We start from the raw sequence: 23823 nt of genomic DNA, 5'->3' as shown, positions 1-23823 counted from the left end.
CCGCGCAGACCCGGAGCCGCCTAGACTCGGGGTCCTGGGCCCGACAGGTCCGGGGGGCCGACCGCTCGCGCAGTTGTTTCACTCGCACGTTTCGGCGGGTGAGGGTGGGGGAGGTCACTGACACGATGATCGGGTTGCGCGTCGGCGGTCGCGCGGCCTAGAAAAGGGCCTTGGTGCCCTTGGAACAGCAGTCGGGTGGAGATATGCATCGCGGTGGCGGCGGACTGGGCGAGGGGACCGACGACCTGGGCCCGCGGCGTGCCCGGCGGGGGAAGCACCGGCGCGACGACAGAGCGGCCCGGACCCAGCGTGCCCCGGACGGCACGGACGACGAGGGCGGGGCAGGCGTCGACAGCGCGGCGGGCGGGGAGAGCGGCGGGAATGGTGGCCGGGTGGGGGTGACCTACAAGTACTTCGGCGCGCCCGACGGCGCGACGGCGGCCCGCGTCCCCATCTCCATGCGCCCCGAGGAGCTCGGCGGGGACGAGCTGGGCATGGGCGGCATGTTCACCAAGATCAAGCCGGAGACGATGGCCGCGATGGTCCTCACCGGCATCGAGGGCATACCCCTGCACAAGGTGCCGCCGCTGGAGCTGGTCGTGCTCCACCCCGACTACGCGGTGGTCAAGCTCCCCATGACGGTCGTCGACCCGCTGCGCGGGGTCGGCGAGGAGGCGGTCGGCGCGGCGGCGTTCATCTGGTCGACGGTCCCCGACCGCGGCGGGCCGCGCGACGCGTTCAACGTGTACCAGCTCCTGCACGAGTGGCAGGACTTCAGCCACCGCCTCCACGAGGCGGGGCATCAGCCGTACTGCTTGGTCTGGCCGTAGGGCCTCAGATCTTCGGCGGGCCCGCCTCGATGCGGCGCAGGACCGCCTCGTAGGAGTCGACGGAGCCGCCGCTCTGCAGCTGGCGCTCGTCCCACCAGGTGGCGCCCACGTCGGCGAGCGGGCCGACGATGTCACGGGCCGCGGCCGGGTCGGCCGGGGTGAGGCCGCCGGTGACGATCTCGAAGGGGGCGTTCGGGTCCTCCCGGTGCGCCCGTACGTACGCGACGGCCTCCGCGAGCAGCTCCGGCTCGGGCGGCACCCCGTGCAGCGCGTCCGCGAACAGCGGGGCCGCGCCGTCCCAGCGGGCCGCGCGGCGCATCGGGCGCCGGTGCGGCCAGAAGCCGCCGATCCACACGGGCGGGCGGGGGCGCTGCGTCGTCGCGGGCAGCAGCTGGGTCTCCTCGACGCGGTAGTGGGCGCCGGTGTGGGTGACGGTCTCGCCGGACCAGTAGCGGGTCAGCAGGCCGAGGCCCTCGTCGAGGCGTTCCGCGTGCACGGTGCGGTCGGTCGTGTCGCCGAAGCTGCCGTACTCGTCCTCGGCGGGGCCGCCGAGTCCGGCCCCGAGGATCAGCCGGCCGCCGCTGAGGGTGTCCAGGGTGGCGGTCTGGCGGGCGAGCTGTTCGGGGCGGTAGCGGGGGACGGCCGCGACGAGGGGGCCGAGGCGGATCCGGGTCGTGGCGAGGGCCGCCGCGGTCAGCAGCATCCAGGGGTCGCCGAAGGGTTTGCCCTGCTGCTCCTTCTTGTCGTGCACGACGTGGTCCCAGACGAACAGACCGTCCCAGCCGGCCTGTTCGGCGGCCTCGGCGGTGCGGGCGACGGTGCGCGGGTCTGCGAAGTCGCCGAAGTTCGGGATGTTGATGGAGTAGCGCATGCGTGACATCGTCCCCGCCAACTCCCCACCCGGGCCAGTCAATTGTGGGCCTGCGTCAATCGACTTCGCCTGCGGGCCGGTGGGGCTTCTCGCGCAGTTCCCCGCGCCCCTGAAATGCAGACCCTTCGGGTCGCATTTCCCCGATGAGGCGCAGCCTCATCAGGGGCGCGGGGAACTGCGCGACCAGCCACCGCGGACCGGTGGTCGGGCGACGGACCGGCGAAGCTACGGCGAGTCCGCGACCCCCGGTTCGGCACCCCGCACCGTGAAGCCGAAGACAGACCCGCCGCCCTCGCGCGCGGCGGCGAACACGACCCCCCGGTGCGCCGCCGCAACATCCCGCACGATGGAGAGCCCGAGCCCCGACCCCGGCAGGCTCCGCGCCGCCGGTGCCCGGTAGAAGCGGTCGAAGACCCGCTCCGCGTCGTCGGCGGCGAGCCCGGGCCCCCGGTCCAGGACCTCCACCCGCACGGACGGCGAGCCCGCGCTCCGGCTCACCACGATCTCGATCCCGGCGGAGCCCCCCGGATCGAACTTCGCCGCGTTCTCCACCAGGTTGGACAGCGCCCGCTGCAACTGCGCGGCCCGCCCCCGTACGACCGTGTCGCCCTCGGCCCGCACCGTCACGGAACGCCCCGTGCGGCGCCGGGCCAGGGTCGCGACGTCCTCGGCCGTGTCGGCGAGGGCGACGGTGACGACCGGTTCCTCGTCCTCCTTGCCGGCCGCGAGGTCCACCAACTCGTTGACCAGGTCGGTCAGTTCGCGGGACTCGTCGGCGAGGTCGGCGACGAGCTCCTCACGGGCGGCGGGCGGCAGCTCCTCGATGCGGCGCAGCATCGAGATGTTGGTGCGCAGCGAGGTGAGCGGGGTGCGCAGTTCGTGGCCCGCGTCCTGGACGAGGCGCCGCTGGTCCTCGACGGAGCGGGCGAGCCGGCCGAGCATCCGGTCGAAGGAGCGGCCCAGGCTGCCGACCTCGTCGCCGCCCTCCACGGGCACGGCCACGTCGAGCCGCCCGGTGGACGCGACGTGTTCGGCGGTGCCGGCGAGACGCACGAGCCGGGACGTGACGCGGCGGGCCAGCCACCAGCCGAACAGGCCCGCGGCGGCGACCACCGCCAGCGCGAACAGCACGGTGCGTTTCTGCAGTTCGCGCAGCAGGTCCTCGGTGTCGCTGAACTCCTGCGCGACCTGCACCGCGCCGCGCCCGCCGCCGAGCGCGACGGTCTCCATCCGGTACGCGTCGCCGTCGATCACGACCTCGTCGTCCTTGGCGCGGGTGCCGGCCTTCGCGGTGTCGGCGGTGCGGCGGGCGGCCGCGTCGACGGGGAGCCTCGGGTCGCCCGGGTCGACGACGGCGCCGCCGGGGCCGAGGACCTGCACATCGGTGCCGGCCGGCCGGGTCAGGTCGTCGCGCGGCCCGTCGTGGTCGGGGTCGCCGGAGGTGAAGTCGCCCGGGTGCAGCGTCTGCTGCGTGACCTGCTGGCGCAGATCGTGGACGACCTCGTCGAACACGGCCTGCTGGTCGACGCGGACCAGCCGGGCGGCGGCGTCGTAGGAGAGGAAGCCGACGAGGGCGGTCACCCCGGCGGCGACGGCGGCGAACGACAGGGCGAGCTTGGTGCGCAGGCTGCGCGGTGACCGGGCGCGGGGCGGCTCGGGGGCTGCCCCGGGCGGCCCGTTCACGCTTCCCGCAGGACGTAGCCGACGCCGCGCACGGTGTGCAGGAGCGGCGGGCCGTCGGGGGCGTCGACCTTGCGGCGCAGGTAGCCGACGTACACCGCGAGGTTCTTGGATCCGGGACCGAAGTCGTAGCCCCAGATGCGGTCGTAGATCGTGGCGTGGTCGAGGACGATGCCGTGGTTGCGGGCGAGGAGTTCGAGGAGGTCGAACTCGGTGCGGGTCAGTTCCAGCTCGCGGCTGCCGCGCCAGGCGCGCCGGGCCTGCGGGTCGATGCGCAGGTCGGCGGCGATCACCTGGCCGTCGACGGCGGGCCCGAGCGGTTCCGGCTCCGGCGCCGGGGCCGTGCGGCGCAGCAGGGCGCGCAGCCGGGCGAAGACCTCCTCGACGTCGAACGGCTTGACGACGTAGTCGTCGGCGCCCGCGTCCAGGCCCGCGATCCGGTCCGGGGTCTCCACGAGCGCGGTCAGCATCAGGATCGGCGTGGGGTCGCCCTCGGCGCGCAGCACCCGGCAGACCTGGAGGCCGTCGATGCCCGGCATCATCACGTCGAGGACGAGGACGTCGGGCCGCGCGCGGTGGGCGGCGGCCAGCGCCTGGACGCCGTCGGCGACGGCGGTGACGGCGTAGCCCTCCAGGGTCAGGGCGCGTTCGAGGGCGTTGCGGATCGCCCGGTCGTCCTCGGCGAGCAGCACGGTGGGGGCGGGTGCGGCGGAATCGGACACCTGCCCAGTGTGCCCCGGTGACGTGCGCGGCTCCCCCGTTCGGAGGTCGGCCGAACGGCTTCTTACCCGGCTCTCACCCGTCCCGGAGCAGCGGCTTACCCGCGAGGAGCACGGTGAGGCGGGACATCGCACCGCCGGACCGCGTCCGCCGGGGAAGGCACGGGGAAGGCACTACGCATGAAGATCGTGTTCCTGCTGCACAACGCGTACGCCATCGGCGGCACGGTGCGCACCACGCTCAATCTCGCCGCCGCGCTCGCCGAGCACGGCGGGCACGAGGTGGAGATCGTGTCGATGAACCGGCACCGCGAGCACCCCCGGTTCGCCCTCGACCCGAGGATCTCGCTGCTCCCGCTCGTCGACGCGCGCGAGGGCGGCACGGACCGGGATCTGGACGCCTTCGCGCGGCCGGCCCGTGCCTTCCCGTCCGCCGAGAAGCGGTTCAAGCAGTACTCGCTGCTGCACGACGAGCGGGTGCGCGCGTATCTGGAGCACTGCGACGCGGACGTCGTGATCGGTACGCGCCCCGGGCTCAACGTCTATCTGTCGCTGTGGGGCCCGCGGCGCGCCCTGCGCATCGGTCAGGAGCACCTGCGGCACGACGCGCACGGCAAGAAGCTGCGGGCGCAGCTGGCCCGGCACTACCGGTTCCTCGACGCGGTCGTCACGACGACGGAGGCGGACGCGGCCGTGTACCGGGCGCGGATGCCGCTGCCCGGCGTACGGATCCTGGCCGTGCCGAACATCGTCCCGTCGGCCGACGTCCCCCCGTCGGACGGCTCCTCCCGCATCATCGCGGCGGCGGGCCGGCTCGCCCCCGGCAAGCGCTACGACCTGCTCCTGGAGGCGTTCGCCGCGGTCTCCGCGAAGGAACCGGACTGGGAACTGCGGATCTACGGCGGCGGCCCGCAGGAGGCGCGGCTGCGCGATCTCGTGGGCGGCCTCGGACTCACCGGGCGGGCCCGTCTCATGGGCGCGGTGTCGCCGATCGAGCCGGAGTTCGCGCGGGCGTCGATCGTGGTCAGCGCCTCGGACGCCGAGTCGTTCGGCATGACGCTCGTCGAGGCGATGCGCTGCGGCGTGCCTGTCGTCAGCACCGACGCGCCGCTCGGCCCCGCCGAGATCATCACGGACGGCGTCGACGGCCGGCTCGTCCCGCTCGGCGACACCCGCGCCCTCGCGGAGGCGCTCGTCGCCCTGATCGAGGACGCCCCGGCCCGCCGCGCGATGGGCACCGCCGCCCTCGCCTCGGCCCACCGCTTCGATCCGGCCCCGATCGTCTCCCGCTACACCCTCCTCTTCGCCGAGCTGCGCGAGACCCGCCACCGCCGCACCTGGCAGCGCTTCACCGCCCGCGCCACGGGCTGGGCCCGCCGCCACGCCCGCGCCCTGCGCGGCCCCGGAAGCGGCACCCCGGGAAGCGGCGGCCCCGGAAGCGGCAGCCGGGCAAGCGGCGGTCCGCAGGCCGAGCGGCCCGCCGACCCGCCCGGTGACCGGCGCCGGCACACCGGCACCGCCGCGCACCCCCGGCACCCCTAGGGACCTCCCATGCCCTCCGAACCGCCCGCACCCTCGGGATCCACGGCCTTCGGGTCCCGGGGGCGGCGGGTGCCCCAGGGGCGGGAGACGGGTCGACAAAGTCGGTGGCGACCCGTCTCCCGGCCCGCTCCCGACAGCGGAGCCCGCACCGGCCCGCGCTCCCGCCCGCGCACCAGCCGGCGCACCGGACCGCGCATCGATGCGCTCGCCGTCGTCGCCACCCTCGACGGGCTCCTCGCGCTCGTCCTCGTCGTACCGCGGCTGCGCCACGGGCTCGGCTGGGACGAGGCCGTCTACCTCTCGCAGTACGACCCGCGCCATCCTGCCGCGTTCTTCAGTGCCCCGCGCTCGCGCGGCACGAGCCTGCTCACCGCGCCGGTCGTCGCGCTCACCGCCTCCACGACCGTGCTGCGCGTCGTCCTCACCGTCCTGTCCTCGCTCGCGCTCTACGCCTCGTTCCGCGTATGGCGCCCGCTGCTGGGAACGCGCACGACGGCGCTGGCCGCGCTGCTCTTCGCGAGCCTGTGGATCACGATGCTGTCCGGCCCGATGGCCATGCCCAACCTGTGGGTGGCATTCGGCGCGGTCGGCGCCGTCGGCTGTTTCCTGCGCGGCCGGGGTGTCCTGCTGGCCTGCTGCGTCGCGGGCGTCGCCCTGTTCCGGGCGCCGGACGCGGTGTGGCTGGTGCTGCCGATGGCGGTCTGCGCCGCGGCCGCACGGAGGCGGCGGCGAATGCTGGCGTTCCTGGCGGTGGGGCTCGCCGCGGGACTGGCCCAGTGGATCGTCGAGGCGTACGCGCGCTGGGGCGGCATCCGCGCCCGCCTGCACGTGTCCAGCGCCACCGAGGGCGACATCGGCCTCCACCCGAACCTCGGCACGGCCTGGCACGCCCTGAACGGCCCCCTCCTGTGCCGCCCCTGCACCACCGGCCCGCCCGACCTCGCCTGGACGTCCCTGTGGTGGCTCGCCCTCCCCCTGCTCGCGGCGGCGGCCGTGGTCCTGGCCCTGCGCGACCGCCGGCGCGGACGGACCGTCCCCCTCGCCCCGATCCTGCTGTGCGTCGCCTGCGCCGCCGCGCTCAGCGTCTCGTACCTGCTGCTCATCGGGTACTCCGCGCCGCGCTTCCTCGTCCCCGCGTACGCGCTCCTTGCCCTGCCGATCGCCACGCTGCCGGTGCGGATCGCACGGCCTCGGGCGCTCGCCGCGCTGGTGATCGCCCTGTGCGCGGTGCAGCTCGGCGGGCAGTACCTCGTGCTCGAGAGGCAGACGGCCGAAACGGCGGCGAAGGACGCCCGCTACGTCGCGGCGGCACACGGGCTGCGCTCCCTCGGGCTGACGCCGCCGTGCCTGGTCACGGGCCCGCGCGCGCTGCCCATCGCCTACGCCGCCGGGTGCGCTTCCGCGGAGCTCACCGGCAACAACGCCTCCACCACCAGGGCCGAGCTGCTGCGCCGCGCGGCCCGGATGCCGACGGCGCTGCTCACCTCACGCGGGCAGCGGCCGCCGCACTACGCCCGCACCTGGACCCCGTACGAACTGCCGGGCACCCCCGGCTGGACGGCCTGGAAAGCGCCGGGCCGGGAGCAGTTGCCACCCGGCCCGTAGCGCCTCCCGCTCTACTCGGCCCGGAGCGCGGCGAGCTGCTGCTCGAAGGGGACGACCTGGAAGCCGTCCGCCGGGTCGACCGAGGTGATCGCGCCGTGCAGCGAGCGGGGCGCGATCGCCGCCGCCGTGTCCACGTCCGGGGTGCCGGGGCGGGGCACCGTGGCGGCCGGGGACAGGAAGCGGGCCAGTTCGGCGCCGGCGCGGGCGATGCGCCGGTCCAGACCCTCGTCGCCCCAGTCCTCCGAGGCGGCGTACACCGCGGTCGGCAGGACGAGGGCCCGCAGATAGGTGAACAGCGGGCGCAGGGCGTGCTCGGTCACCAGCGAGTGCCGGGCCGTGCCGCCGGTCGCGCCGACGAGCACCGGCTTCCCGGTGAGCGCGTCCTTGTCGATGACGTCGAAGAACGACTTGAACAGTCCGCTGTACGACGCCGCGAACACCGGCGAGACCGCGATCAGGCCGTCCGAGGCCGCCACCGCGTCGAGCGCGGCGGCGAGCCGGGAGGACGGGAACCCGGTGACGAAGTGCTGGGCGATCTCCGTCGCCAGGTCCCGCAGCTCGATGACCTGTACGTCGATGTCGCTCCCGGCGTGCTCCCGGGTGGCGGCGGCCAGCCGGTCGGCGAGCAGCCGGGTGGAGGACGGGGAGCTCAGCCCCGCCGAGACGACGACGAGCTTCATGCGCTCTTGACCTCCTCGTTCTTGGCCGCGACACGGGCGGCGTGGGTCGGGGCGTCCGGCACGTTCGCCGGCTTGAGGTTCGCGAACTCCTTGCGCAGCACCGGGACGACCTCCTCGCCGAGCAGGTCGAGCTGCTCCAGGACCGTCTTGAGCGGCAGGCCGGCGTGGTCCATCAGGAACAGCTGGCGCTGGTAGTCGCCCACGACGTCACGGAACGACAGGGTCCGCTCGATGACCTCCTGCGGGGAGCCGACGGTCAGCGGCGTCTCGCGGGTGAACTCCTCCAGCGAGGGGCCGTGGCCGTAGACCGGCGCGTTGTCGAAGTAGGGGCGGAACTCGCGCACCGCGTCCTGCGAGTTCTTCCGCATGAACACCTGGCCGCCGAGGCCGACGATCGCCTGCTCCGGGGTGCCGTGCCCGTAGTGGGCGTAGCGCTGGCGGTACAGGTTCACCATCTGCTGGGTGTGGCTGGCGGGCCAGAAGATGTTGTTGTGGAAGAAGCCGTCTCCGTAGTAGGCGGCCTGCTCGGCGATCTCCGGGGAGCGGATGGAGCCGTGCCAGACGAACGGCGCGACGCCGTCGAGCGGGCGCGGGGTGGACGTGAAGGACTGGAGCGGCGTGCGGAACTTGCCCTTCCAGGTGACGACGTCCTCGTCCCACAGGCGGCGGACCAGCGCGTAGCTCTCGATCGCGAGGTCGATGCCGTCACGGATGTCCTTGCCGAACCAGGGATAGACCGGGCCGGTGTTGCCGCGGCCCATCATCACGTCGACGCGGCCGTCCGAGACGTGCTGCAGCATCGCGAAGTCCTCGGCGATCTTCACCGGGTCGTTCGTGGTGATCAGGGTCGTGGACGTGGACAGGATCAGGTTCTCGGTGCGGGCGGCGATGTAGCCGAGCATCGTCGTCGGGGAGGACGGGACGAACGGCGGGTTGTGGTGCTCACCGGTCGCGAAGACGTCGAGTCCGACCTCCTCCGCCTTCTGCGCGATCGCGAGCATCGCCTTGATGCGCTCGTGCTCGGTCGGGGCACGGCCGGTCGTGGGGTCGACGGTGACGTCACCGACGGTGAAGATCCCGAACTGCATTTCGCTCATCCTCCGGGTTGTTGACGATTCAACTATACCCTTGAACGTGGGCCCCCCGCGAGCTATTCCCTGTGGGCGCTGTCAGTGGCCCGCCGTACGATCCGGGCATGGAACGCGACCGCGACCGCGGCCGGGACAACGGCCGGGGCAAGGGCGACCGAGGCCGGTGGGACGAGGGTCCGGGCAGCCAGGACACGCGAGGCATCGTCGACCCCGCCGCCCTGCTCAGCCGCGTCCGCTTCCGCCGGCTCCCGCCCGCCGCACCCCTGCGCCCCTACGTCGAGCACTACTGGCTCATCGACTGGGACCTGCCCGCCCCCTACGCGTCCCACATCGTCCCGCACCCCGCCGTCCACCTCACCTTCCAGTGGGACGAGGACGAAGGACCGCCCTACGGCGAACTCACCGGCGTCAGCGCACCCGGCCTCTACACCCGCAAGATCGGCGGCCGCGGCCGCGTCTGCGGCATCAAGTTCCACCCGGGCGCCTTCCGCCCCTTCGCCCCCGAGACACCCGTCTCCCACTGGACCGGGCGCGTCCTGCCCTACGACGCCGCCTTCCCCACCACCGTCTTCCCCACCACCGACATCCCCGCCCTCGTCGGCCCCACCCACGACCAGGACCGCGCCGCCGCCCTCGACACCTACCTGCTCCCCCTCGCCCCGGCCGCCCCCGACCCCCAGACCGAACAGGCCCGCCGCCTCGTCGCCCGCATCCGCACCGACCGCACCGTCCAGCGCGTCGCCGACCTCGCCCACGACGAAGCCCTGTCCGTACGCGCCCTGCAACGCCTCTTCGCCGGACACGTCGGCGTCAGCCCCAAATGGTGCATCCTGCGCTACCGCATCCACGACGCCCTCGAAGCCGCCGCCACCCGCACCACCGTCGACTGGGCCACCCTCGCCGCCGACCTCGGCTACGCGGACCAGGCCCACCTCGTCCGCGACTTCACCACCACCATCGGCGTCTCCCCCGCCGCCTACGCCGGCGAGTCAGGCTGAGCGCACCGCCGCCGGCGGACTACTTGCGGACGGACTACTTCGCGTGCGTGACCGCGTAGATCATGACGAACGCGACGATGTGGATCCCGAAGAGGAAGTAACCCAGGTACCACCACATGTACCGCTCCCCCTTCTTCTCCTGCGCCGCCCGCCGCGCGTCGTACTCACGCTGCAACGCGTCCAGCGGATCAGGAGCCTGCGGATCCGGGGAACCAGGGGTGGCCTGCGCGCCGTCCGACATCGTCACAGCTCCCTGTGCAGTTTCGTGTTCGAGGCCTGCGCACGCGGACGGACCACCAGCAGATCGACGTTCACGTGCGGCGGCCGCGTCACCGCCCAGGTGATCGTGTCCGCGACATCGTCCGCCGTCAGCGGCTCCGCGACCCCCGCGTACACCTTCTCCGCCTTCTCCTTGTCCCCACCGAACCGCGTCAGCGCGAACTCGTCCGTCTTCACCAGACCCGGCGCCACCTCGATCACCCGCACCGGCGTCCCCACGATCTCCAGCCGCAGCGTCTCCGCCAGCACGTGCTCCGCGTGCTTCGCGGCCACATACCCGCCGCCACCCTCGTACGTCCCGTGCCCCGCCGTCGACGAAAGAATCACCACCGTGCCGTCACCCGACCCGGTCAGCGCCGGCAGCAGCGCCTGCGTCACGTTCAACGTGCCCAGCACGTTCGTCTCGTACATCCGACGCCACTGCTCCGGGTCACCCGTCGCCACCGGGTCCGCACCCAGCGCCCCACCCGCGTTGTTCACCAGCACCCCGACCGTCCGGAACGCCCGCGCGAACTCGTCCACCGCCGCCCGGTCCGTGATGTCCAGGCCGTACGCCACCGCATCGTGCCCCGCCGCCGTGATCTCCTCGGCCAGCGCCTCGATCCGGTCCTTGCGACGCGCCGTCAGCACCACCCGGTAACCGGCAGCGGCCAGCTGCCGCGCCGTGGCAGCACCGATCCCACTGCTCGCACCGGTGACGACGGCGATACGGGACGCGGCTGCGGGGGCCATGGCTGCTCCATGCGGTACGGGACAACAGGTCCCGTCCAGAGTACGCGCGCTAACTCACCCCGCGGCGCGTACATGATCACCGCCATCCCCACCAGACAGACCACCGCACCCACCACGTCCCACCGCGTCGGCCGGTACCCGTCCGCGACCATCCCCCACGCGATCGACCCCGCCACGAACACCCCGCCGTACGCCGCCAGGATCCGCCCGAACTCCGCGTCCGGCTGCAACGTCGCCACGAACCCGTACAGCCCGAGCGCGACCACACCCGCCCCCACCCACACCCAGCCCCGCTGCTCCCGCACCCCCTGCCACACCAGCCACGCACCCCCGATCTCGAACAACGCGGCCAGCACGAACAGCACGACAGAACGGGCGACGACCATGCCCTCAGCGTCCCACGTGCGAGTCACACCCCCACGCCCCGCGCATCACCCCCAGCCCCAGGTGGAACACCGCCCCCATGAGACCGAGACGCACCACCACCACAGCACTCACGACAGCCGCCCTCCTCCTCACCGCCACCCCTCACGCCGCCGTCGCCGACGGCAACCAACCCGAGGCCGACCTCGCCCACCACGGCACCGCCACCCTCACCCCCGGCCGCACCACCCTCCACCTCACCCCGCAGAACCACGGCCCCACCGACATCCCCGACGCCACCGTCCGCCTCACCTGGAGCACCCCACTCGCCGACACCCAGACCCTCCCCACCGCCTGCCTGCGCACCGGCCCCCGCGCCATCTCCTGCCGCACCGGCCCCCTCCCCGCCGACACCACCGGCACCCCCCTCACCCTCGACCTCCGCCTCGCCGGCACCCCCAGCGAACTCACCCTCACCGTCGACACCGTCTTCACCGGCGGCCCCACCGACCACAACCCCGACAACGACCACCACCGCCTCCTCGTCCTGGACACCGGCGACACCTACACCTTCTGACGCCGCTACGTTGAACCCGTGTCCAAGCCCACCCGCACCGCCCTGCTCGACGAGCTCTTCACCACGTCGCGCCGCTACATGGCCGCCTACGCCCTCTTCAACCAGGCCGTCGCCGACCACATCGGCCTGCACCCCACCGACCTGCAGTGCCTCAACCTCCTCACCCTCGAAGAGGCCCCCGTCACCACCGGCCGCATCGCCGAACTCACCGGCCTGACCACCGGCTCCGCGACCCGCCTCGTCGACCGCCTCCAGAAGGCCGGCTACGTCACCCGGGAACGCGACACCACCGACCGCCGCCGCGTCCTCGTCACCCTCGTCCCCGAAAAAACCGCAGAGTTCGGCGCGGTCTGGGACCGCCTCGCCACCGACTGGTCCGCCCTCTTCGAAGACCTCGAGAACACCGAACTGGCCCTGATCACAGCCCACATGAAACGCACGGTCGCCTTCAGCACCAACCAGATCGAACGCCTCCGCAGCGGCGAACTCGACGCCCCCTAGACAGACAGAGGGGCCCGAGCCGTCGAACGGCTCGGGCCCCTCTCGTGTTCGCGCTCAGCCCTTCACGCAGACGACCTGCTTCAGCTTCGCCACGACCTCGACCAGGTCGCGCTGCTGCTCGATGACCTGCTCGATCGGCTTGTACGCGCCGGGGATCTCGTCCACGACGCCGGAGTCCTTGCGGCACTCCACGCCGCGTGTCTGCTCCTCCAGGTCCCGCGTCGAGAAGCGCTTCTTCGCCGCGTTCCGGCTCATCTTCCGACCGGCGCCGTGCGACGCGGAGTTGAAGGACGCCGCGTTGCCGAGGCCCTTCACGATGTACGAACCCGTGCCCATGGAGCCCGGGATGATCCCGTACTCGCCGGAACCTGCGCGGATCGCTCCCTTACGGGTGACCAGCAGGTCCATGCCGTCGTAGCGCTCCTCGCTGACGTAGTTGTGATGAGCGCTGATTTCAGGAGCGAACGAAACCTTTGCCTTCTTGAACTCCCGCCGAATGACGTCCTTGAAAAGGTTCATCATCAGGGTGCGGTTGTACCGCGCGTACTCCTGAGCCCAGTACAGGTCGTTCCGGTACGCCGCCATCTGCGGAGTGTCGGAAATGAAGACGGCCAGGTCACGGTCGACCAGGTTCTGGTTGTGCGGGAGGCTCTGGGCGACGCCGATGTGGTGGTCGGCCAGCTCCTTGCCGATGTTCCGCGAACCGGAGTGCAGCATCAGCCACACGGACCCCGTCTCATCGAGGCAGAACTCGATGAAGTGATTTCCGGAGCCGAGCGTTCCCATTTGCTTGGTGGCCCGTCCCTCCCGGAACTTCACCGCGTCCGCGACCCCTTCGAACCGCCCCCAGAAGTCCTCCCACGGGGCCGTCGAGAAGCCGTGCAGGCGGGTCGGGTCGACGGCCTCGTCGTGCATGCCGCGGCCCACCGGGATCGCCTGTTCGATCTTGGAGCGGAGGCGGGAGAGGTCGCCGGGGAGGTCGTTGGCCGTGAGGGAGGTCTTGACCGCGCTCATGCCGCAGCCGATGTCGACGCCGACCGCCGCCGGGCACACCGCGCCCTGCATCGCGATCACCGAGCCGACCGTCGCGCCCTTGCCGTAGTGGACGTCCGGCATGACGGCCAGGCCCTTGATCCAGGGCAGGGTCGCCACGTTGCGCAGCTGCTGCATCGCCGCGTCCTCGACCGACGTCGGGTCGGTCCACATCCGGATGGGAACCTTCGCCCCCGGTACCTCTACGTACGTCATGAAATCCCCCGATGTCGGGCCTGCGTCCGGCCTGACCGGACCTGAAGTCTGAAAACGCAAATACCGGAGCCAAGGTCGACGAATCGGTCGCCGGACCGGCGTCCACGGCAGTGCGTGCGATAGACATTGTGGTCATCGGCCGCACCAGGGCGGCAACCGATTTAGCCCAGCGAGGAGCCCCTACGGTGCAGCGGAAGTCTTACGCGTACGTGCCCGGCGTCGCCGTGCTCCTGACGGCGCTGCTCGCCGGGTGCACCGGGAGCCCGGACTCGGGTGACGGCGCGGACGACTCGAAGCCGGGTGAGGTCAGCGCGTCGGCGTCGGCCGCGAAGCCGGGACGGTACCGGACGCTGCCCGAGCCGTGCGCGCAGCCGGAGCGGGCGACGCTGGACGGGATGCTGCCGGGTATCGCGGAGGTTCCGGATCAGCGGCAGCGCGAGAAGGCGTACGAGGGGACGGCTTCGGCGACGTACGACACGGACCGGCGCGTGGGGTGCAGTTGGAAGGACGACTCGGCCGAGGGCGGGGTGCACCGGCTGACGCTGGACTTCGAGCGGGTGGTGTCCTACGACGCGCGGGTCAGTGACGACGCGCGGGCCGAGGGTGTGTACGTGGCGAAGGCGGGGCGGGCCGGTCTCGAGGTGACGCCGACGGAGTCCCCCGAGGGTTCGGCGAGCTCGGATACGGCCTCACCTGATTCCCCTGGTTCCTCCAAGAGTGCTTCTGCCTCCGCTTCTGAGTCCCCCTCCAAGGAGAAGAAGGAGAAGGGGGGCGCTGACGCCTCGTCGGGGGCGCCGTCCGCGGACGAGGCCGAGCTGGGGCCGCGGCTGCTCGGGGATCTGGGGGACGAGGCGTTCCTGAACGACGTTCTGGCGGGTCCGGAGGCGGCGCAGCGGCGGACGGTGACTGTGGTGTTCCGCACGTCGAACGCGTTGGTGACGGTCGAGTACGAGGCGCAGTCGGCGTTGTCGGGTGAGGTGCCGGACAGCAAGGAAATGCAGGACACAGCGCGTGAGCTGGCGCAGAAGCTGGTGGGGAAGTTCGGGGAGTAGCACGGGTGGGGGCGGGTGTCCGGCGTTCGGTGAGGCTCGGCGGGCGGGGCGGCTTCGGCGTACGGTGGCTGCTCGGACCCGGGTTCGGGGTGGTGCGTGTGTGCTGCCGCGGAGTCGGGGCCGTGGCCCTGTCAGCGACCTGGTGAAGGAACCATGCACCGTCCGACCAAGCGACTCACCCGCATTCTCGTCTGCGCGGCCGCCGTGCCGGCGGTTCTCGTCGTAGCCGGCTGTTCGTCCGACTCCGGCTCGGGCTCCGACGAGGGGGCGAAGAAGGGCTCGGGGGCGAAGGCGTCCGCCTCGGCCGCTCAGGGAGCGGCGAAGAAGAAGGTGGAGCCGGCGAAGTTCGCGACGCTGCCGCAGGCGTGTGCGGCGTTGTCGAAGAAGACGCTGGACGATCTGGTCCCGAAGGGGAACAGCAAGGCGGGTTCGTCGGACGACGAGACGGCTCGGGCGAGCTGTTCGTGGTCGAGCCTGGACAACAACGGTGTGAAGGGTTCGCAGTACCGCTGGCTGAATGTCTCGTTGGTCCGGTTCGACTCGGATGTGAACCGGGGCAGTGGTGCGGAGCTGGCGGCGGACTACTTCGCGAAGCAGGTGAAGGACGCGCAGGCGACCGACGGTGCGAAGGACGTGAAGACGTCCGCCGTGTCGGGCACGGGCGACGAGGCGACGCTGGTGCGTTACGACCGGGCGTACAAGGACAAGAAGAAGGACGTCACGTCGAAGCAGCAGACGGTCGTGACGCGGGTGGCCAACGTCGTGGTGACGGTGGACTTCAACGGTTCGGGTCTGGCGGGCGACGCGACGCCGGACGCGGGTGAGCTGTCGAAGGACGCGGAGAAGGCGGCGAAGGAGGCCGTGGCCGCGGTCGAGAAGTCGGGCGAGGCGGGTTCCGGTGCGGGTGACGCGTCGGCGAGTGCGTCTCCGTCGAAGGATGCGTCGAAGGGGGCGTCGAAGGATTCTTCGAAGTCGCCCGATGACAAGGCGTCGAGCAAGAACTAGCTCTCGCTTCAACGGATTTGAGGAGCCCGGCCCCTTTTGGGTGCCGGGCTCCCGGCGTACCGGCCCGCGGTGGCCGGAAGGCATGTGCCAGTCTGTTGGCCGCAACATGCCCAACTGGGAGGGGAGCTGGAGTGGCCGGGCCACTGAAGCTGACACGGACGCACCGGATACTCGTGGGAGTGGTGGTCGCCGGTGCGGTGGTCATCGCGGGGATCGGTTTCGCCGGTTCGTACGCGGCCGTGCGCGAGCTGGCCATCAAGAAGGGCTTCGGGAACTTCTCGTACGTCTTTCCGATCGGTATCGACGCGGGTATCTGTGTGCTGCTCGCGATGGATCTGCTGTTGACGTGGATCCGGATTCCGTTTCCGATGCTGCGGCAGACGGCGTGGCTGCTGACGGCGGCGACGATCGCGTTCAACGGTGCTGCGGCGTGGCCGGATCCGTTGGGTGTCGGGATGCACGCGGTGATTCCGGTGCTGTTCGTGGTGGCGGTCGAGGCGGCTCGGCACGCGATCGGGCGGATCGCGGACATCACGGCGGACAAGCACATGGAGGGCGTGCGGATCACGCGGTGGCTGTTGTCGCCGTTGCCGACGTTTCTGCTGTGGCGGCGGATGAAGCTGTGGGAGCTGCGTTCGTACGAGCAGGTGATCAAGCTGGAGCAGGAGCGGCTGGTGTATCAGGCGCGGCTGCGGTCGCGGTTCGGGCGGGCGTGGCGCCGTAAGGCTCCGGTGGAGTCGTTGATGCCGCTGAGGCTGGCGCGGTACGGGGTGCCGTTGGCGGAGACGGCTCCGGCGGGGCTTGCCGCGGCGGGGATCGAGGAGTTGCCGGTTCCGGTGTTGCCGGTGGCGGCGGGTCCGCAGCGGCAGCAATTGCCGGCGGGTCAGGGTCAGGTTCAGGGTCAGGTTCCTGTTCAGGCCCAGGCGCAGGCGCACTCCCAGCACTCCCAGGCTCAGGCGCAGGCCGGTGAGGTGGCGGGGGAGGTACCGAGCCAGTGGTTCGCGCAGCAGCGTCAGGTGGAGTACCACGGCGGGTACGACCCGGGTTTCGAGCCGCCGACGTTCGTGCCGGAGGAGGAGCACCAGGACTGGTACGAGGAGCAGCCTCAGCAGATTCCGGTGCCAGTGCCAGTGCCCGTGCCGCGTCCGCGTGCGGCGGAGCCGGAGCCGGTGCCGGAGCCGGAGTTGGTGGTTCAGCAGGAGTTCCCGGTGCCGGACGGTGCGGGCGGTACGCGTCCGCTGGGCGACGGCGCCCCGCAGGTTCAGGCCGAGGCTGCCACGGCGGTGTCGGACGAGGACCTGTACCAGGTGTTCCGGTACTCGATAGAGGGCGAGGGCATGCCGTCCCTCCCCGCGTTCCTGGCGAACGTCGAGGCCACGTACCCGGCGCAGCTGGAGCGGCGTGATCTCGAGCGCTATCACGAGCTGTTCAGTCAGCGTCTGAACGCGGAGATGGTGGACGACCACATCGCCTAGTCGGCGGCGCGGGTACGGCGAAGGGGCGGCACCGGAGGTTTCCGGTGCCGCCCCTTCCCGTTGTACGCGGAGCGTTACGCGGCGAGCAGCTTGCGCACGCGGTCCGCGCCGACGGCGAGGAGGAGCGTGGGCAGGCGCGGGCCGGTGTCGCGGCCGACGAGCAGGTGGTAGAGCAGCGCGAAGAAGGTGCGCTGGGCAGTCTTGATCTTGGCCGGGAGTTCCTTGGCGGTGGCGTCGGCGGGGTAGCCGGCCTGGACCTTGGGGACGCCGTAGACGAGGTGGGTGAGTCCGTCGAGGGACCAGTGCTCGTCGAGGCCGTCGAGGAGCAGGGCGATCGAGGCGCGGGAGGCATCGTCGAGGCCGGCGAGGGCCTCGGTGTCGGGCTCGGTGCGCACGATGGTGCGGGACTCGGCGGGGACGTACTTGCTGATCCAGGCCTCTGCCTTGTTCAGCCGGGGCCGGACGGGGGCGAGGTCGGTGACGGGGTTCTCCGGGTCGAGCTCGGAGAGGATGCGCAGGATCTGCTCCTCGTCGCCGGCGGTGACGTCGGCGGCGGCCGCGAGGGTGCGGTAGGCGAGGGGGCGCTCGGTGCGGGGCAGCTCGCCGGCGGCGGTGCCGACGGCGCGGCTGTAGGCGGCGGCGTCGGCGGGTAGGACGGTGCCGTCGGCGACCTTGGCGGTGAGCTTGTCCCACTCGTCGTAGAGCCGCTGGATCTCCTGGTCGAAGGCGATCTTGAACGACTGGTTGGGGCGGCGGCGGGCGTAGAGCCAGCGCAGGATCTGCGGCTCCATGATCTCGAGGGCGTCCGAGGGGGTGGGGACGCCGCCCTTGCTGGAGGACATCTTGGCCATGCCGCTGATGCCGACGAAGGCGTACATGGGGCCGATGGGCTGCTTGCCGCCGAAGATCCGGTCGACGATCTGGCCGCCGACCTGGAAGGAGGAGCCGGGCGAGGAGTGGTCGACGCCGGAGGGCTCGAAGATGACGCCCTCGTAGGCCCAGCGCATGGGCCAGTCGACCTTCCAGACCAGCTTGCCGCGGTTGAACTCGGACAGGCGGACGGTCTCGGTGTAGCCGTCGAGGGTGCAGGTGTAGGACAGCTCGGTGGTGTCGTCGTCGTAGGACGTGACGGTGGTGAGGTCCTTGCCGCACTCGCCGCAGAACGGCTTGTACGGGTAGTAGCCGCCGGTGCCGCCGCTGCCGTCGTCCTCGGACGCGGCGCCGGAGCCTTCGGCGGCCTCGAGCTCGGCCTCGTCGACCGGCTTCTGGCCCTGCTGCTGCTTCTGGCCCTGCTGCTTCGGGGCCTTCTGCGGGTCCTTCTGCGGGTCCTTCTTCGTCCGGTACTGGTCGAGGATGGCGTCGATGTCGCCGCGGTGCTTCATCGCGTGCAGGATCTGCTCGCGGTAGGTGCCGGACGTGTACTGCTCGGTCTGGCTGATGCCGTCGAACTCGACGCCGAGGTCGGCCAGGGCCTGGACCATGGCGGCCTTGAAGTGCTCCGCCCAGCTCGCGTACGCGGAGCCGGCCGGGGCCGGGACCGCGGTGAGCGGCTTGCCGATGTGCTCGGCCCAGGACGCGTCGGTGCCGGGGACGCCGTTCGGAACCTTGCGGTAGCGGTCGTAGTCGTCCCAGGAGATCAGGTGCCGCACCGTGTACCCGCGGCGGCGGATCTCGTCGGCGACCAGGTGCGGGGTCATGACCTCGCGGAGGTTGCCGAGGTGGATCGGGCCGGACGGGGAGAGGCCGGAGGCCACGACGACCGGTTTGCCCGGGGCGCGGCGCTCGGACTCGGCGATGACATCGTCCGCGTAACGGGACACCCAGTCCTGGGTGTCCGCGCCTGTGCTCTGGGCCACGGTTCGGTCGTCCTTCTCTGCGATGCGGGTGGAGCGGGTGGGTTCTGCCGGGACCATTCTCCCAGTTACCCGGGGCTGGGGGGAAACCCGTTGTCGCCCCGCGCGGGGCGATCTGCGGAAAAACCCCGTTGCCGCCCCGTGGGATACTGAGCGGGACTAACGAAAACCAGCCCCGACCAGAACGGCAGCCCATACCCATGGCCCCGGTCACGTCCATCACCGCCAACGTCAACGCACGCCTCGCCGACGCCCTGTCCTCCGCCCTGCCGGAGGCCGGCGGCGCCGACCCGCTGCTGCGACGAAGCGACCGGGCCGACTACCAGGCCAACGGGATCCTGGCGCTCGCCAAGAAGGCGAAGGCGAACCCGCGGGAGCTGGCCGCGCAGGTGGTGGAGCGGATCACGACCGGTGACCTGCTCGCCGACATCGAGGTGTCGGGCCCCGGCTTCCTGAACGTGACGGTCACCGACAAGGCGATCACCGAGACGCTGGCCGCGCGCGCCGCGGACGGCGACCGGCTGGGCGTGCCGCTGAAGGAGAACCCGGGCGTCACGGTCGTCGACTACGCGCAGCCGAACGTGGCGAAGGAGATGCACGTCGGTCACCTGCGGTCGGCGGTCATCGGTGACGCGCTGCGCGGCATGCTCGACTTCACGGGCGAGAAGACGATCGGCCGGCACCACATCGGCGACTGGGGCACCCAGTTCGGCATGCTCATCCAGTACCTGATCGAGAACCCGGACCAGCTGTCCGCGGAGACCGACACGGACGGCGAGCAGGCCATGTCGAACCTGAACCGGGTGTACAAGGCGTCGCGTGCCGTGTTCGACGCGGACGAGGACTTCAAGGAGCGGGCCCGTAAGCGGGTCGTGGCGCTCCAGTCCGGCGACAAGGAGACGCTCGACCTGTGGCAGCGTTTCGTCGACGAGTCGAAGGTCTACTTCTACTCGGTCTTCGAGAAGCTCGACATGGAGATCCGCGACGAGGAGATCGTCGGCGAGTCGGCGTACAACGAGGGCATGCCGGAGACGGCCCGCCTCCTGGAGGAGATGGGTGTCGCCGTCCGCTCCGAGGGCGCGCTCGTCGTGTTCTTCGACGACATCAAGGGCAAGGACGACAAGCCGGTCCCGCTGATCGTGCAGAAGGCGGACGGTGGCTTCGGCTACGCGGCCTCCGACCTGACGGCGATCCGTGACCGTGTCCAGAACCTGCACGCGACCGAGCTGATCTACGTCGTGGACGTGCGGCAGTCGCTGCACTTCAAGATGGTCTTCGAGACGGCGCGGCGCGCGGGCTGGCTGAGCGACGACGTGACGGCCCACAACATGGGCTACGGCACGGTGCTCGGCGCGGACGGCAAGCCGTTCAAGACGCGTGAGGGCGAGACGGTCAAGCTGGAGGACCTGCTCGACGAGGCGGCGGAGCGGGCCACGGCGGTCGTGCGGGAGAAGGCCGAGAAGGTGGGCCTGACCGAGCAGGAGATCGTGGAGAACGGCCGGTACGTGGGCATCGGCGCGGTGAAGTACGCCGACCTGTCGACGTCGCCGAGCCGGGACTACAAGTTCGACCTGGACCAGATGGTGTCGCTGAACGGCGACACGTCCGTGTACCTGCAGTACGCGTACGCGCGGATCAAGTCGATCCTGCGCCGCGCCGACGCCTCGGACGCCCCGGTCGCGCACCCGGAGCTGGCGCTGGAGCCGGCGGAGCGGGCGCTGGGTCTGCACCTGGACGCGTTCGGCGACACGGTCTTCGAGGCCGCCGCCGAGTACGCGCCGCACAAGCTGGCCGCGTACCTGTACCAGCTGGCGTCGCTGTACACGACGTTCTACGACCAGTGCCCGGTGGTCCGGCCGCGCCCGGCGCAGGAGGTCGTGGAGAACCGTCTGTTCCTGTGCGAGCTGACGGCCCGCACTCTCCACCAGGGCATGGCCCTGCTGGGCATCCGGACGCCCGAGAAGCTCTGACCTCGGTTCTCTGTCACTTCACTGATCGCTTCACTGATCACTTCACTGCTGTTCGACGCGTTCGATCCAGTCGCTGCCGCCCAGGGGATAGTCGAACCCTGGGCGGCCTTCGTTGGCGCTGGTGCGGAACGGGGTGCCGTGGTCGTCGACGCGGACGGTGCCGTGGCGTGAGCCGCTGGACCAGTCGAGGGTGAGGTACCAGCGCACGTCGTGGGCCTTGGTGTGCGCGGTGATGTAGAAGACCTCGGGGTCGGACTCGCTGACCTTGTACGGGAAGTCGCGCTGGCCGTTGATGCCGCTGACGGTGGGGCTGCCGGCGTCGAGGGGGACGTCGAAGGACTTGGTGTCGACGCCGCCGCCGCAGCCCACGCCCATCGCGTAGTCGTTCCAGGCGAGCGGGGCGGACTTCCCGGCGATCGTGACGTGGAGCGCCTCGAGTACGACGGTGTCGTCGCCGGTGCCCTGGAGAGTGAGCGCGACGCGCTGTTCGCCGCCGGAGACGGCGCCGTAGACGGAGGCCCACTTGGCCGCGGTCTCCTCGTTCGCGGGCGGGCCGACCTGGGCGGGCTCGCTGTCGACGAGGAAGTGCTGACTGCAGGGCTGGTCGTAGACGTAGGCGCGGGTGCCGACGGTGAACGGGGTGCCGGTGGCGTGCCCGCCTGATCCCGCCTCCGGACCGGTCTCCGCGGCGCCGCCCTTGTCGGCACCCTTCCGGCCTTCCTCCTTCCCGCCCTTGTCCTTGCCTCCGTCGTCCTTCTCCTTGGCGCTCTCGCGCTTGTCGGTGGCGGACGGTGAGGCGGATACGGAGGTGGAGGCGCCGGGGGCGGAGGACTGCTGGGTGCCGGCCGCCCGCTGCCGGTCGGAGTCGTCCCCGTCGTCTCCTCGGAAGAGGCTGACGCCGAGGACCGTGGTGCCGAGGACGGCGGCGACGGCGAGGACGGCGATCAGGGCGGTGCGGCGGCGGGGGCGGGGTGCGTCGGGGGCCGGGTCCGGAGCTTGGGTTGTATCTGGCGCTGGCGCTGGCGCTGGGACTGGTTCTGGGACTGGTTCTGGGACTGGTTCTGGGGCTGGTTCTGGGACTGGTTCTGGTGCCGGGGAGGGCTTCCGGCTGCTCCCCCGGTTGGCGTCGGCGAGGATCCACCGGCGATGGAGTTCGACCAGTTCCTCGGGGGTCGCGCGGCACACGCGGGCGAGCCGTTCGACGGGCGCGTAGTCGGTCGGCACGGCCGTGCCGTTGCAGTACCTGTGAAGCGTGGACGTGCTCATGTGCAGCCGCTTCGCGAGCGTGCCGTAGCTGAGTCCGGAGCGGTCCTTGAGCGCGCGCAACAGCTCCGCGAACCCGTCCCCTGTTCCCCCTGACACCTGTTCCTCCATCCCCCCGTGTCCCGTTCCGCCGTTCCAGGGGACACGCGTTCTGCCTGGTCAGAGCCCGTATCGGCGTTCCAGTGTCCCCAACTGCCCGGCGGGCGTGGCGGTTGGGACGGATCACCGCGCAGGCTCCTCTCATCCAAGCACCACCCCGCACCGGAAGCCGAAGGGGCTCGACCGACATGACCAGCACCCGCACCGCCCGCACCCGCCTGTTCCTCTCCGCCGCGACCGTCGCTCTGGCCGCGCTGTCACTGACCGCGTGCGACGACGGTTCGGGCGTCGAGGACGAGGGGACGGCGGGGGCGTCGTCCTCGACGGGCGACGCGAAGCCGGCGGCCACCGCTCCGTCGGGCGCGCCGGCGTCCGGCGCACCGGCCTCTGGCAACGGCGTGGCGAAGGGCGAGAAGACGCCGTCCGCCGCCGACGGGAAGGCGGACGGGGGATCCGGCAAGGAAACCGGCGGCAGCACGGCCTCGACCCATCCGGTCACCTGCGACGGCTCGAACACCAAGACGGTCGCGGCCCCGCTCACCCGACCCGTGAACCACATGCTCCTCACGGTCACCAACACCGGCACGCGCCCCTGCTTCCTCTACGGCTACCCGTCGGTGAGGTTCGGCGAGGCGCAGTCCGTCCCGCCGGTGATCGCCGACTCGAAGCCGCAGGCGGTCGTGACGCTGTCGCCGGGCGAGTCCGGCTACTCCTCGGTGAACCTCTCGGCGGCCGACGGCAGCGGCGCGAACGGCTACACGGCGAAGTCCCTGACGGTCTACTTCCAGTCCCGCTCGGGCGAGGGCCTGACCGCGGGCGCCACCCCGCCCGTCCCCCCAAAGGGCGTCTACGTGGACGACTCCCTCAAGGTGACGTACTGGCAGCAGTCCCTGGACGACGCCGTGTCCTGGTGACGCTGACAGGGGGCGGGGCCGGGTCTCCGGGGAACTCGCCCACGGCCTCACCCGTTCTCCGAAGGACCGGAGAACGAGACGGCACGGGACGACACACGGGGGCCTTCATGGCGCTGTTCGGGAACGCTCACACCATCGATCCGGGCAAAGCCGCGCACGAGTACGCGCGGTTGCTCGGGCAGGGGGAGCAGGTCTATGGGGCGTATCAGTTGGTCCGGGACGCCATTCTGCTCACGGACCGGCGCATGATCATGATCGACAAGCAGGGGATGACCGGGAAGAAGGTCGAGTACCACTCGCTGCCGTACCGGAGCATCACGCACTTCTCCGTGGAGACGGCGGGGCATTTCGATCTGGACGCGGAGCTGAAGATCTGGGTGTCGGGGACCGCGGCGCCGATCGAGAAGACCTTCACCAAGGGGGTCGACATCTATGAGGTGCAGGCGATCCTGACGCAGTTCGTCACGCGCTGACCG

The 23823-nt window shown here is 71.5% G+C and carries 22 protein-coding genes and 1 pseudogene; 12 read left to right on the top strand and 11 right to left on the bottom strand.

Features of this window, described 5'->3' with window-relative positions; translation table 11 throughout:
- Positions 1-203 precede the first annotated feature (203 nt).
- Positions 204-830, top strand: coding sequence for a hypothetical protein (locus tag ACIBTU_RS28430; protein ID WP_399129355.1), 627 nt, complete (start codon positions 204-206; stop codon positions 828-830).
- A 4-nt stretch (positions 831-834) separates the two neighbouring features.
- Here ACIBTU_RS28430 and ACIBTU_RS28425 read toward each other — a convergent pair whose 3' ends face one another.
- The 3 genes from ACIBTU_RS28425 to ACIBTU_RS28415 all read right to left on the bottom strand — a co-directional run bounded on the left by ACIBTU_RS28425 (position 835) and on the right by ACIBTU_RS28415 (position 4103).
- Positions 835-1701, bottom strand: a complete 867-nt coding sequence (locus tag ACIBTU_RS28425) for an LLM class flavin-dependent oxidoreductase (RefSeq protein WP_399129354.1) — start codon at positions 1699-1701, stop codon at positions 835-837.
- A 225-nt stretch (positions 1702-1926) separates the two neighbouring features.
- Positions 1927-3384 carry an ATP-binding protein gene (locus ACIBTU_RS28420; RefSeq protein WP_399129353.1) on the bottom strand — a complete coding sequence of 486 codons (1458 nt, stop codon included), beginning with the start codon at positions 3382-3384 and terminating at the stop codon, positions 1927-1929.
- Positions 3381-4103: a response regulator transcription factor gene (locus ACIBTU_RS28415; RefSeq protein WP_399129352.1), complete on the bottom strand. Its 723-nt coding sequence runs from the start codon at positions 4101-4103 to the stop codon at positions 3381-3383. The genes ACIBTU_RS28420 and ACIBTU_RS28415 overlap by 4 nt, the downstream gene beginning before the upstream one ends.
- Before the next feature lie 177 nt (positions 4104-4280).
- Between ACIBTU_RS28415 and ACIBTU_RS28410 the strand changes: the two genes are divergently transcribed.
- Together ACIBTU_RS28410 and ACIBTU_RS28405 are read left to right on the top strand one after the other, a co-directional pair.
- Positions 4281-5642, top strand: a complete 1362-nt coding sequence (locus ACIBTU_RS28410; RefSeq protein ID WP_399129351.1) for a glycosyltransferase family 4 protein — start codon at positions 4281-4283, stop codon at positions 5640-5642.
- Positions 5643-5651: 9 nt separating this feature from the next.
- Positions 5652-7247 carry a hypothetical protein gene (locus tag ACIBTU_RS28405; protein ID WP_399129349.1) on the top strand — a complete coding sequence of 532 codons (1596 nt, stop codon included), beginning with the start codon at positions 5652-5654 and terminating at the stop codon, positions 7245-7247.
- An 11-nt stretch (positions 7248-7258) separates the two neighbouring features.
- Here the strand turns inward: ACIBTU_RS28405 and ACIBTU_RS28400 are convergent, their stop codons facing one another.
- Positions 7259-7927, bottom strand: a complete 669-nt coding sequence (locus tag ACIBTU_RS28400) for an FMN reductase (RefSeq protein ID WP_399129348.1) — start codon at positions 7925-7927, stop codon at positions 7259-7261.
- Entirely contained in the window at positions 7924-9015 is a 1092-nt protein-coding gene (locus tag ACIBTU_RS28395; protein WP_399129434.1) for an LLM class flavin-dependent oxidoreductase, read from the bottom strand. The genes ACIBTU_RS28400 and ACIBTU_RS28395 overlap by 4 nt, the downstream gene beginning before the upstream one ends.
- A gap of 107 nt (positions 9016-9122) precedes the next feature.
- On the opposite strand from ACIBTU_RS28395, the gene ACIBTU_RS28390 reads away from it, so the two are divergent.
- Positions 9123-10016, top strand: a complete 894-nt coding sequence (locus ACIBTU_RS28390; RefSeq protein WP_399129347.1) for a DUF6597 domain-containing transcriptional factor — start codon at positions 9123-9125, stop codon at positions 10014-10016.
- A gap of 34 nt (positions 10017-10050) precedes the next feature.
- Here the strand turns inward: ACIBTU_RS28390 and ACIBTU_RS28385 are convergent, their stop codons facing one another.
- The 3 genes and pseudogenes from ACIBTU_RS28385 to ACIBTU_RS28375 all read right to left on the bottom strand — a co-directional run.
- Positions 10051-10257 carry a hypothetical protein gene (locus tag ACIBTU_RS28385; protein ID WP_399129346.1) on the bottom strand — a complete coding sequence of 69 codons (207 nt, stop codon included), beginning with the start codon at positions 10255-10257 and terminating at the stop codon, positions 10051-10053.
- 2 nt (positions 10258-10259) lie between these two features.
- Positions 10260-11027, bottom strand: a complete 768-nt coding sequence (locus ACIBTU_RS28380; RefSeq protein ID WP_399129344.1) for an SDR family NAD(P)-dependent oxidoreductase — start codon at positions 11025-11027, stop codon at positions 10260-10262.
- Positions 11028-11083: 56 nt separating this feature from the next.
- A pseudogene (locus ACIBTU_RS28375) lies at positions 11084-11413 on the bottom strand (YnfA family protein); the annotation flags it as partial.
- A gap of 77 nt (positions 11414-11490) precedes the next feature.
- On the opposite strand from ACIBTU_RS28375, the gene ACIBTU_RS28370 reads away from it, so the two are divergent.
- Both ACIBTU_RS28370 and ACIBTU_RS28365 read left to right on the top strand, forming a co-directional pair.
- Positions 11491-11967, top strand: coding sequence for a hypothetical protein (locus ACIBTU_RS28370; protein WP_399129343.1), 477 nt, complete (start codon positions 11491-11493; stop codon positions 11965-11967).
- A 78-nt stretch (positions 11968-12045) separates the two neighbouring features.
- Positions 12046-12468: a MarR family winged helix-turn-helix transcriptional regulator gene (locus ACIBTU_RS28365; RefSeq protein ID WP_399129433.1), complete on the top strand. Its 423-nt coding sequence runs from the start codon at positions 12046-12048 to the stop codon at positions 12466-12468.
- 54 nt (positions 12469-12522) lie between these two features.
- On the opposite strand, the gene ACIBTU_RS28360 is transcribed toward ACIBTU_RS28365, so the two are convergent.
- Positions 12523-13716: an RtcB family protein gene (locus tag ACIBTU_RS28360; protein WP_399129342.1), complete on the bottom strand. Its 1194-nt coding sequence runs from the start codon at positions 13714-13716 to the stop codon at positions 12523-12525.
- 185 nt (positions 13717-13901) lie between these two features.
- Here ACIBTU_RS28360 and ACIBTU_RS28355 point away from each other — a divergent pair, with 185 nt between their 5' ends.
- The 3 genes from ACIBTU_RS28355 (at position 13902) to ACIBTU_RS28345 (ending at position 17248) form a co-directional block, all read left to right on the top strand.
- Complete coding sequence (locus ACIBTU_RS28355; protein WP_399129341.1) at positions 13902-14768, top strand: DUF3558 domain-containing protein; 867 nt, start codon at positions 13902-13904, stop codon at positions 14766-14768.
- A gap of 153 nt (positions 14769-14921) precedes the next feature.
- Entirely contained in the window at positions 14922-15773 is an 852-nt protein-coding gene (locus ACIBTU_RS28350) for a DUF3558 domain-containing protein (RefSeq protein WP_399129340.1), read from the top strand.
- A gap of 131 nt (positions 15774-15904) precedes the next feature.
- Positions 15905-17248, top strand: coding sequence for a DUF2637 domain-containing protein (locus ACIBTU_RS28345; protein WP_399129339.1), 1344 nt, complete (start codon positions 15905-15907; stop codon positions 17246-17248).
- Positions 17249-17322: 74 nt separating this feature from the next.
- Here ACIBTU_RS28345 and lysS read toward each other — a convergent pair whose 3' ends face one another.
- On the bottom strand, positions 17323-19161 hold the full coding sequence (gene lysS, locus ACIBTU_RS28340; protein ID WP_399129338.1) for a lysine--tRNA ligase: 1839 nt from the start codon (positions 19159-19161) through the stop codon (positions 17323-17325).
- A 140-nt stretch (positions 19162-19301) separates the two neighbouring features.
- Here lysS and argS point away from each other — a divergent pair, with 140 nt between their 5' ends.
- Positions 19302-21071: an arginine--tRNA ligase gene (gene argS, locus ACIBTU_RS28335; protein WP_399129337.1), complete on the top strand. Its 1770-nt coding sequence runs from the start codon at positions 19302-19304 to the stop codon at positions 21069-21071.
- 42 nt (positions 21072-21113) lie between these two features.
- Here the strand turns inward: argS and ACIBTU_RS28330 are convergent, their stop codons facing one another.
- Positions 21114-22433 (bottom strand): helix-turn-helix domain-containing protein, encoded by a 1320-nt coding sequence (locus ACIBTU_RS28330; RefSeq protein ID WP_399129336.1) that lies wholly within the window; start codon positions 22431-22433, stop codon positions 21114-21116.
- A gap of 188 nt (positions 22434-22621) precedes the next feature.
- On the opposite strand from ACIBTU_RS28330, the gene ACIBTU_RS28325 reads away from it, so the two are divergent.
- Positions 22622-23347: a DUF4232 domain-containing protein gene (locus ACIBTU_RS28325; RefSeq protein ID WP_399129335.1), complete on the top strand. Its 726-nt coding sequence runs from the start codon at positions 22622-22624 to the stop codon at positions 23345-23347.
- A gap of 107 nt (positions 23348-23454) precedes the next feature.
- On the top strand, positions 23455-23820 hold the full coding sequence (locus ACIBTU_RS28320; protein WP_188337521.1) for a PH domain-containing protein: 366 nt from the start codon (positions 23455-23457) through the stop codon (positions 23818-23820).
- Positions 23821-23823: the final 3 nt, after the last annotated feature.

Source organism: Streptomyces sp. NPDC050145 (assembly GCF_044460245.1).
GTDB lineage: Bacteria > Actinomycetota > Actinomycetes > Streptomycetales > Streptomycetaceae > Streptomyces.
Note: the sequence above shows the minus strand (reverse complement) of the source record. Positions and strands in the feature narration are given on the sequence as shown.

Coding starts and splice junctions, on each gene's coding strand:
- ACIBTU_RS28430 (WP_399129355.1), top strand. CDS start 204: ATGCATCGCGGTGGCGGCGGACTGGGCGAGGGGACCGACGACCTGGGC.
- ACIBTU_RS28425 (WP_399129354.1), bottom strand. CDS start 1,701: ATGCGCTACTCCATCAACATCCCGAACTTCGGCGACTTCGCAGACCCG.
- ACIBTU_RS28410 (WP_399129351.1), top strand. CDS start 4,281: ATGAAGATCGTGTTCCTGCTGCACAACGCGTACGCCATCGGCGGCACG.
- ACIBTU_RS28405 (WP_399129349.1), top strand. CDS start 5,652: ATGCCCTCCGAACCGCCCGCACCCTCGGGATCCACGGCCTTCGGGTCC.
- ACIBTU_RS28400 (WP_399129348.1), bottom strand. CDS start 7,927: ATGAAGCTCGTCGTCGTCTCGGCGGGGCTGAGCTCCCCGTCCTCCACC.
- ACIBTU_RS28395 (WP_399129434.1), bottom strand. CDS start 9,015: ATGCAGTTCGGGATCTTCACCGTCGGTGACGTCACCGTCGACCCCACG.
- ACIBTU_RS28390 (WP_399129347.1), top strand. CDS start 9,123: ATGGAACGCGACCGCGACCGCGGCCGGGACAACGGCCGGGGCAAGGGC.
- ACIBTU_RS28385 (WP_399129346.1), bottom strand. CDS start 10,257: ATGTCGGACGGCGCGCAGGCCACCCCTGGTTCCCCGGATCCGCAGGCT.
- ACIBTU_RS28380 (WP_399129344.1), bottom strand. CDS start 11,027: ATGGCCCCCGCAGCCGCGTCCCGTATCGCCGTCGTCACCGGTGCGAGC.
- ACIBTU_RS28370 (WP_399129343.1), top strand. CDS start 11,491: ATGAGACCGAGACGCACCACCACCACAGCACTCACGACAGCCGCCCTC.
- ACIBTU_RS28365 (WP_399129433.1), top strand. CDS start 12,046: ATGGCCGCCTACGCCCTCTTCAACCAGGCCGTCGCCGACCACATCGGC.
- ACIBTU_RS28360 (WP_399129342.1), bottom strand. CDS start 13,716: ATGACGTACGTAGAGGTACCGGGGGCGAAGGTTCCCATCCGGATGTGG.
- ACIBTU_RS28350 (WP_399129340.1), top strand. CDS start 14,922: ATGCACCGTCCGACCAAGCGACTCACCCGCATTCTCGTCTGCGCGGCC.
- lysS (WP_399129338.1), bottom strand. CDS start 19,161: ATGGTCCCGGCAGAACCCACCCGCTCCACCCGCATCGCAGAGAAGGAC.
- argS (WP_399129337.1), top strand. CDS start 19,302: ATGGCCCCGGTCACGTCCATCACCGCCAACGTCAACGCACGCCTCGCC.
- ACIBTU_RS28325 (WP_399129335.1), top strand. CDS start 22,622: ATGACCAGCACCCGCACCGCCCGCACCCGCCTGTTCCTCTCCGCCGCG.
- ACIBTU_RS28320 (WP_188337521.1), top strand. CDS start 23,455: ATGGCGCTGTTCGGGAACGCTCACACCATCGATCCGGGCAAAGCCGCG.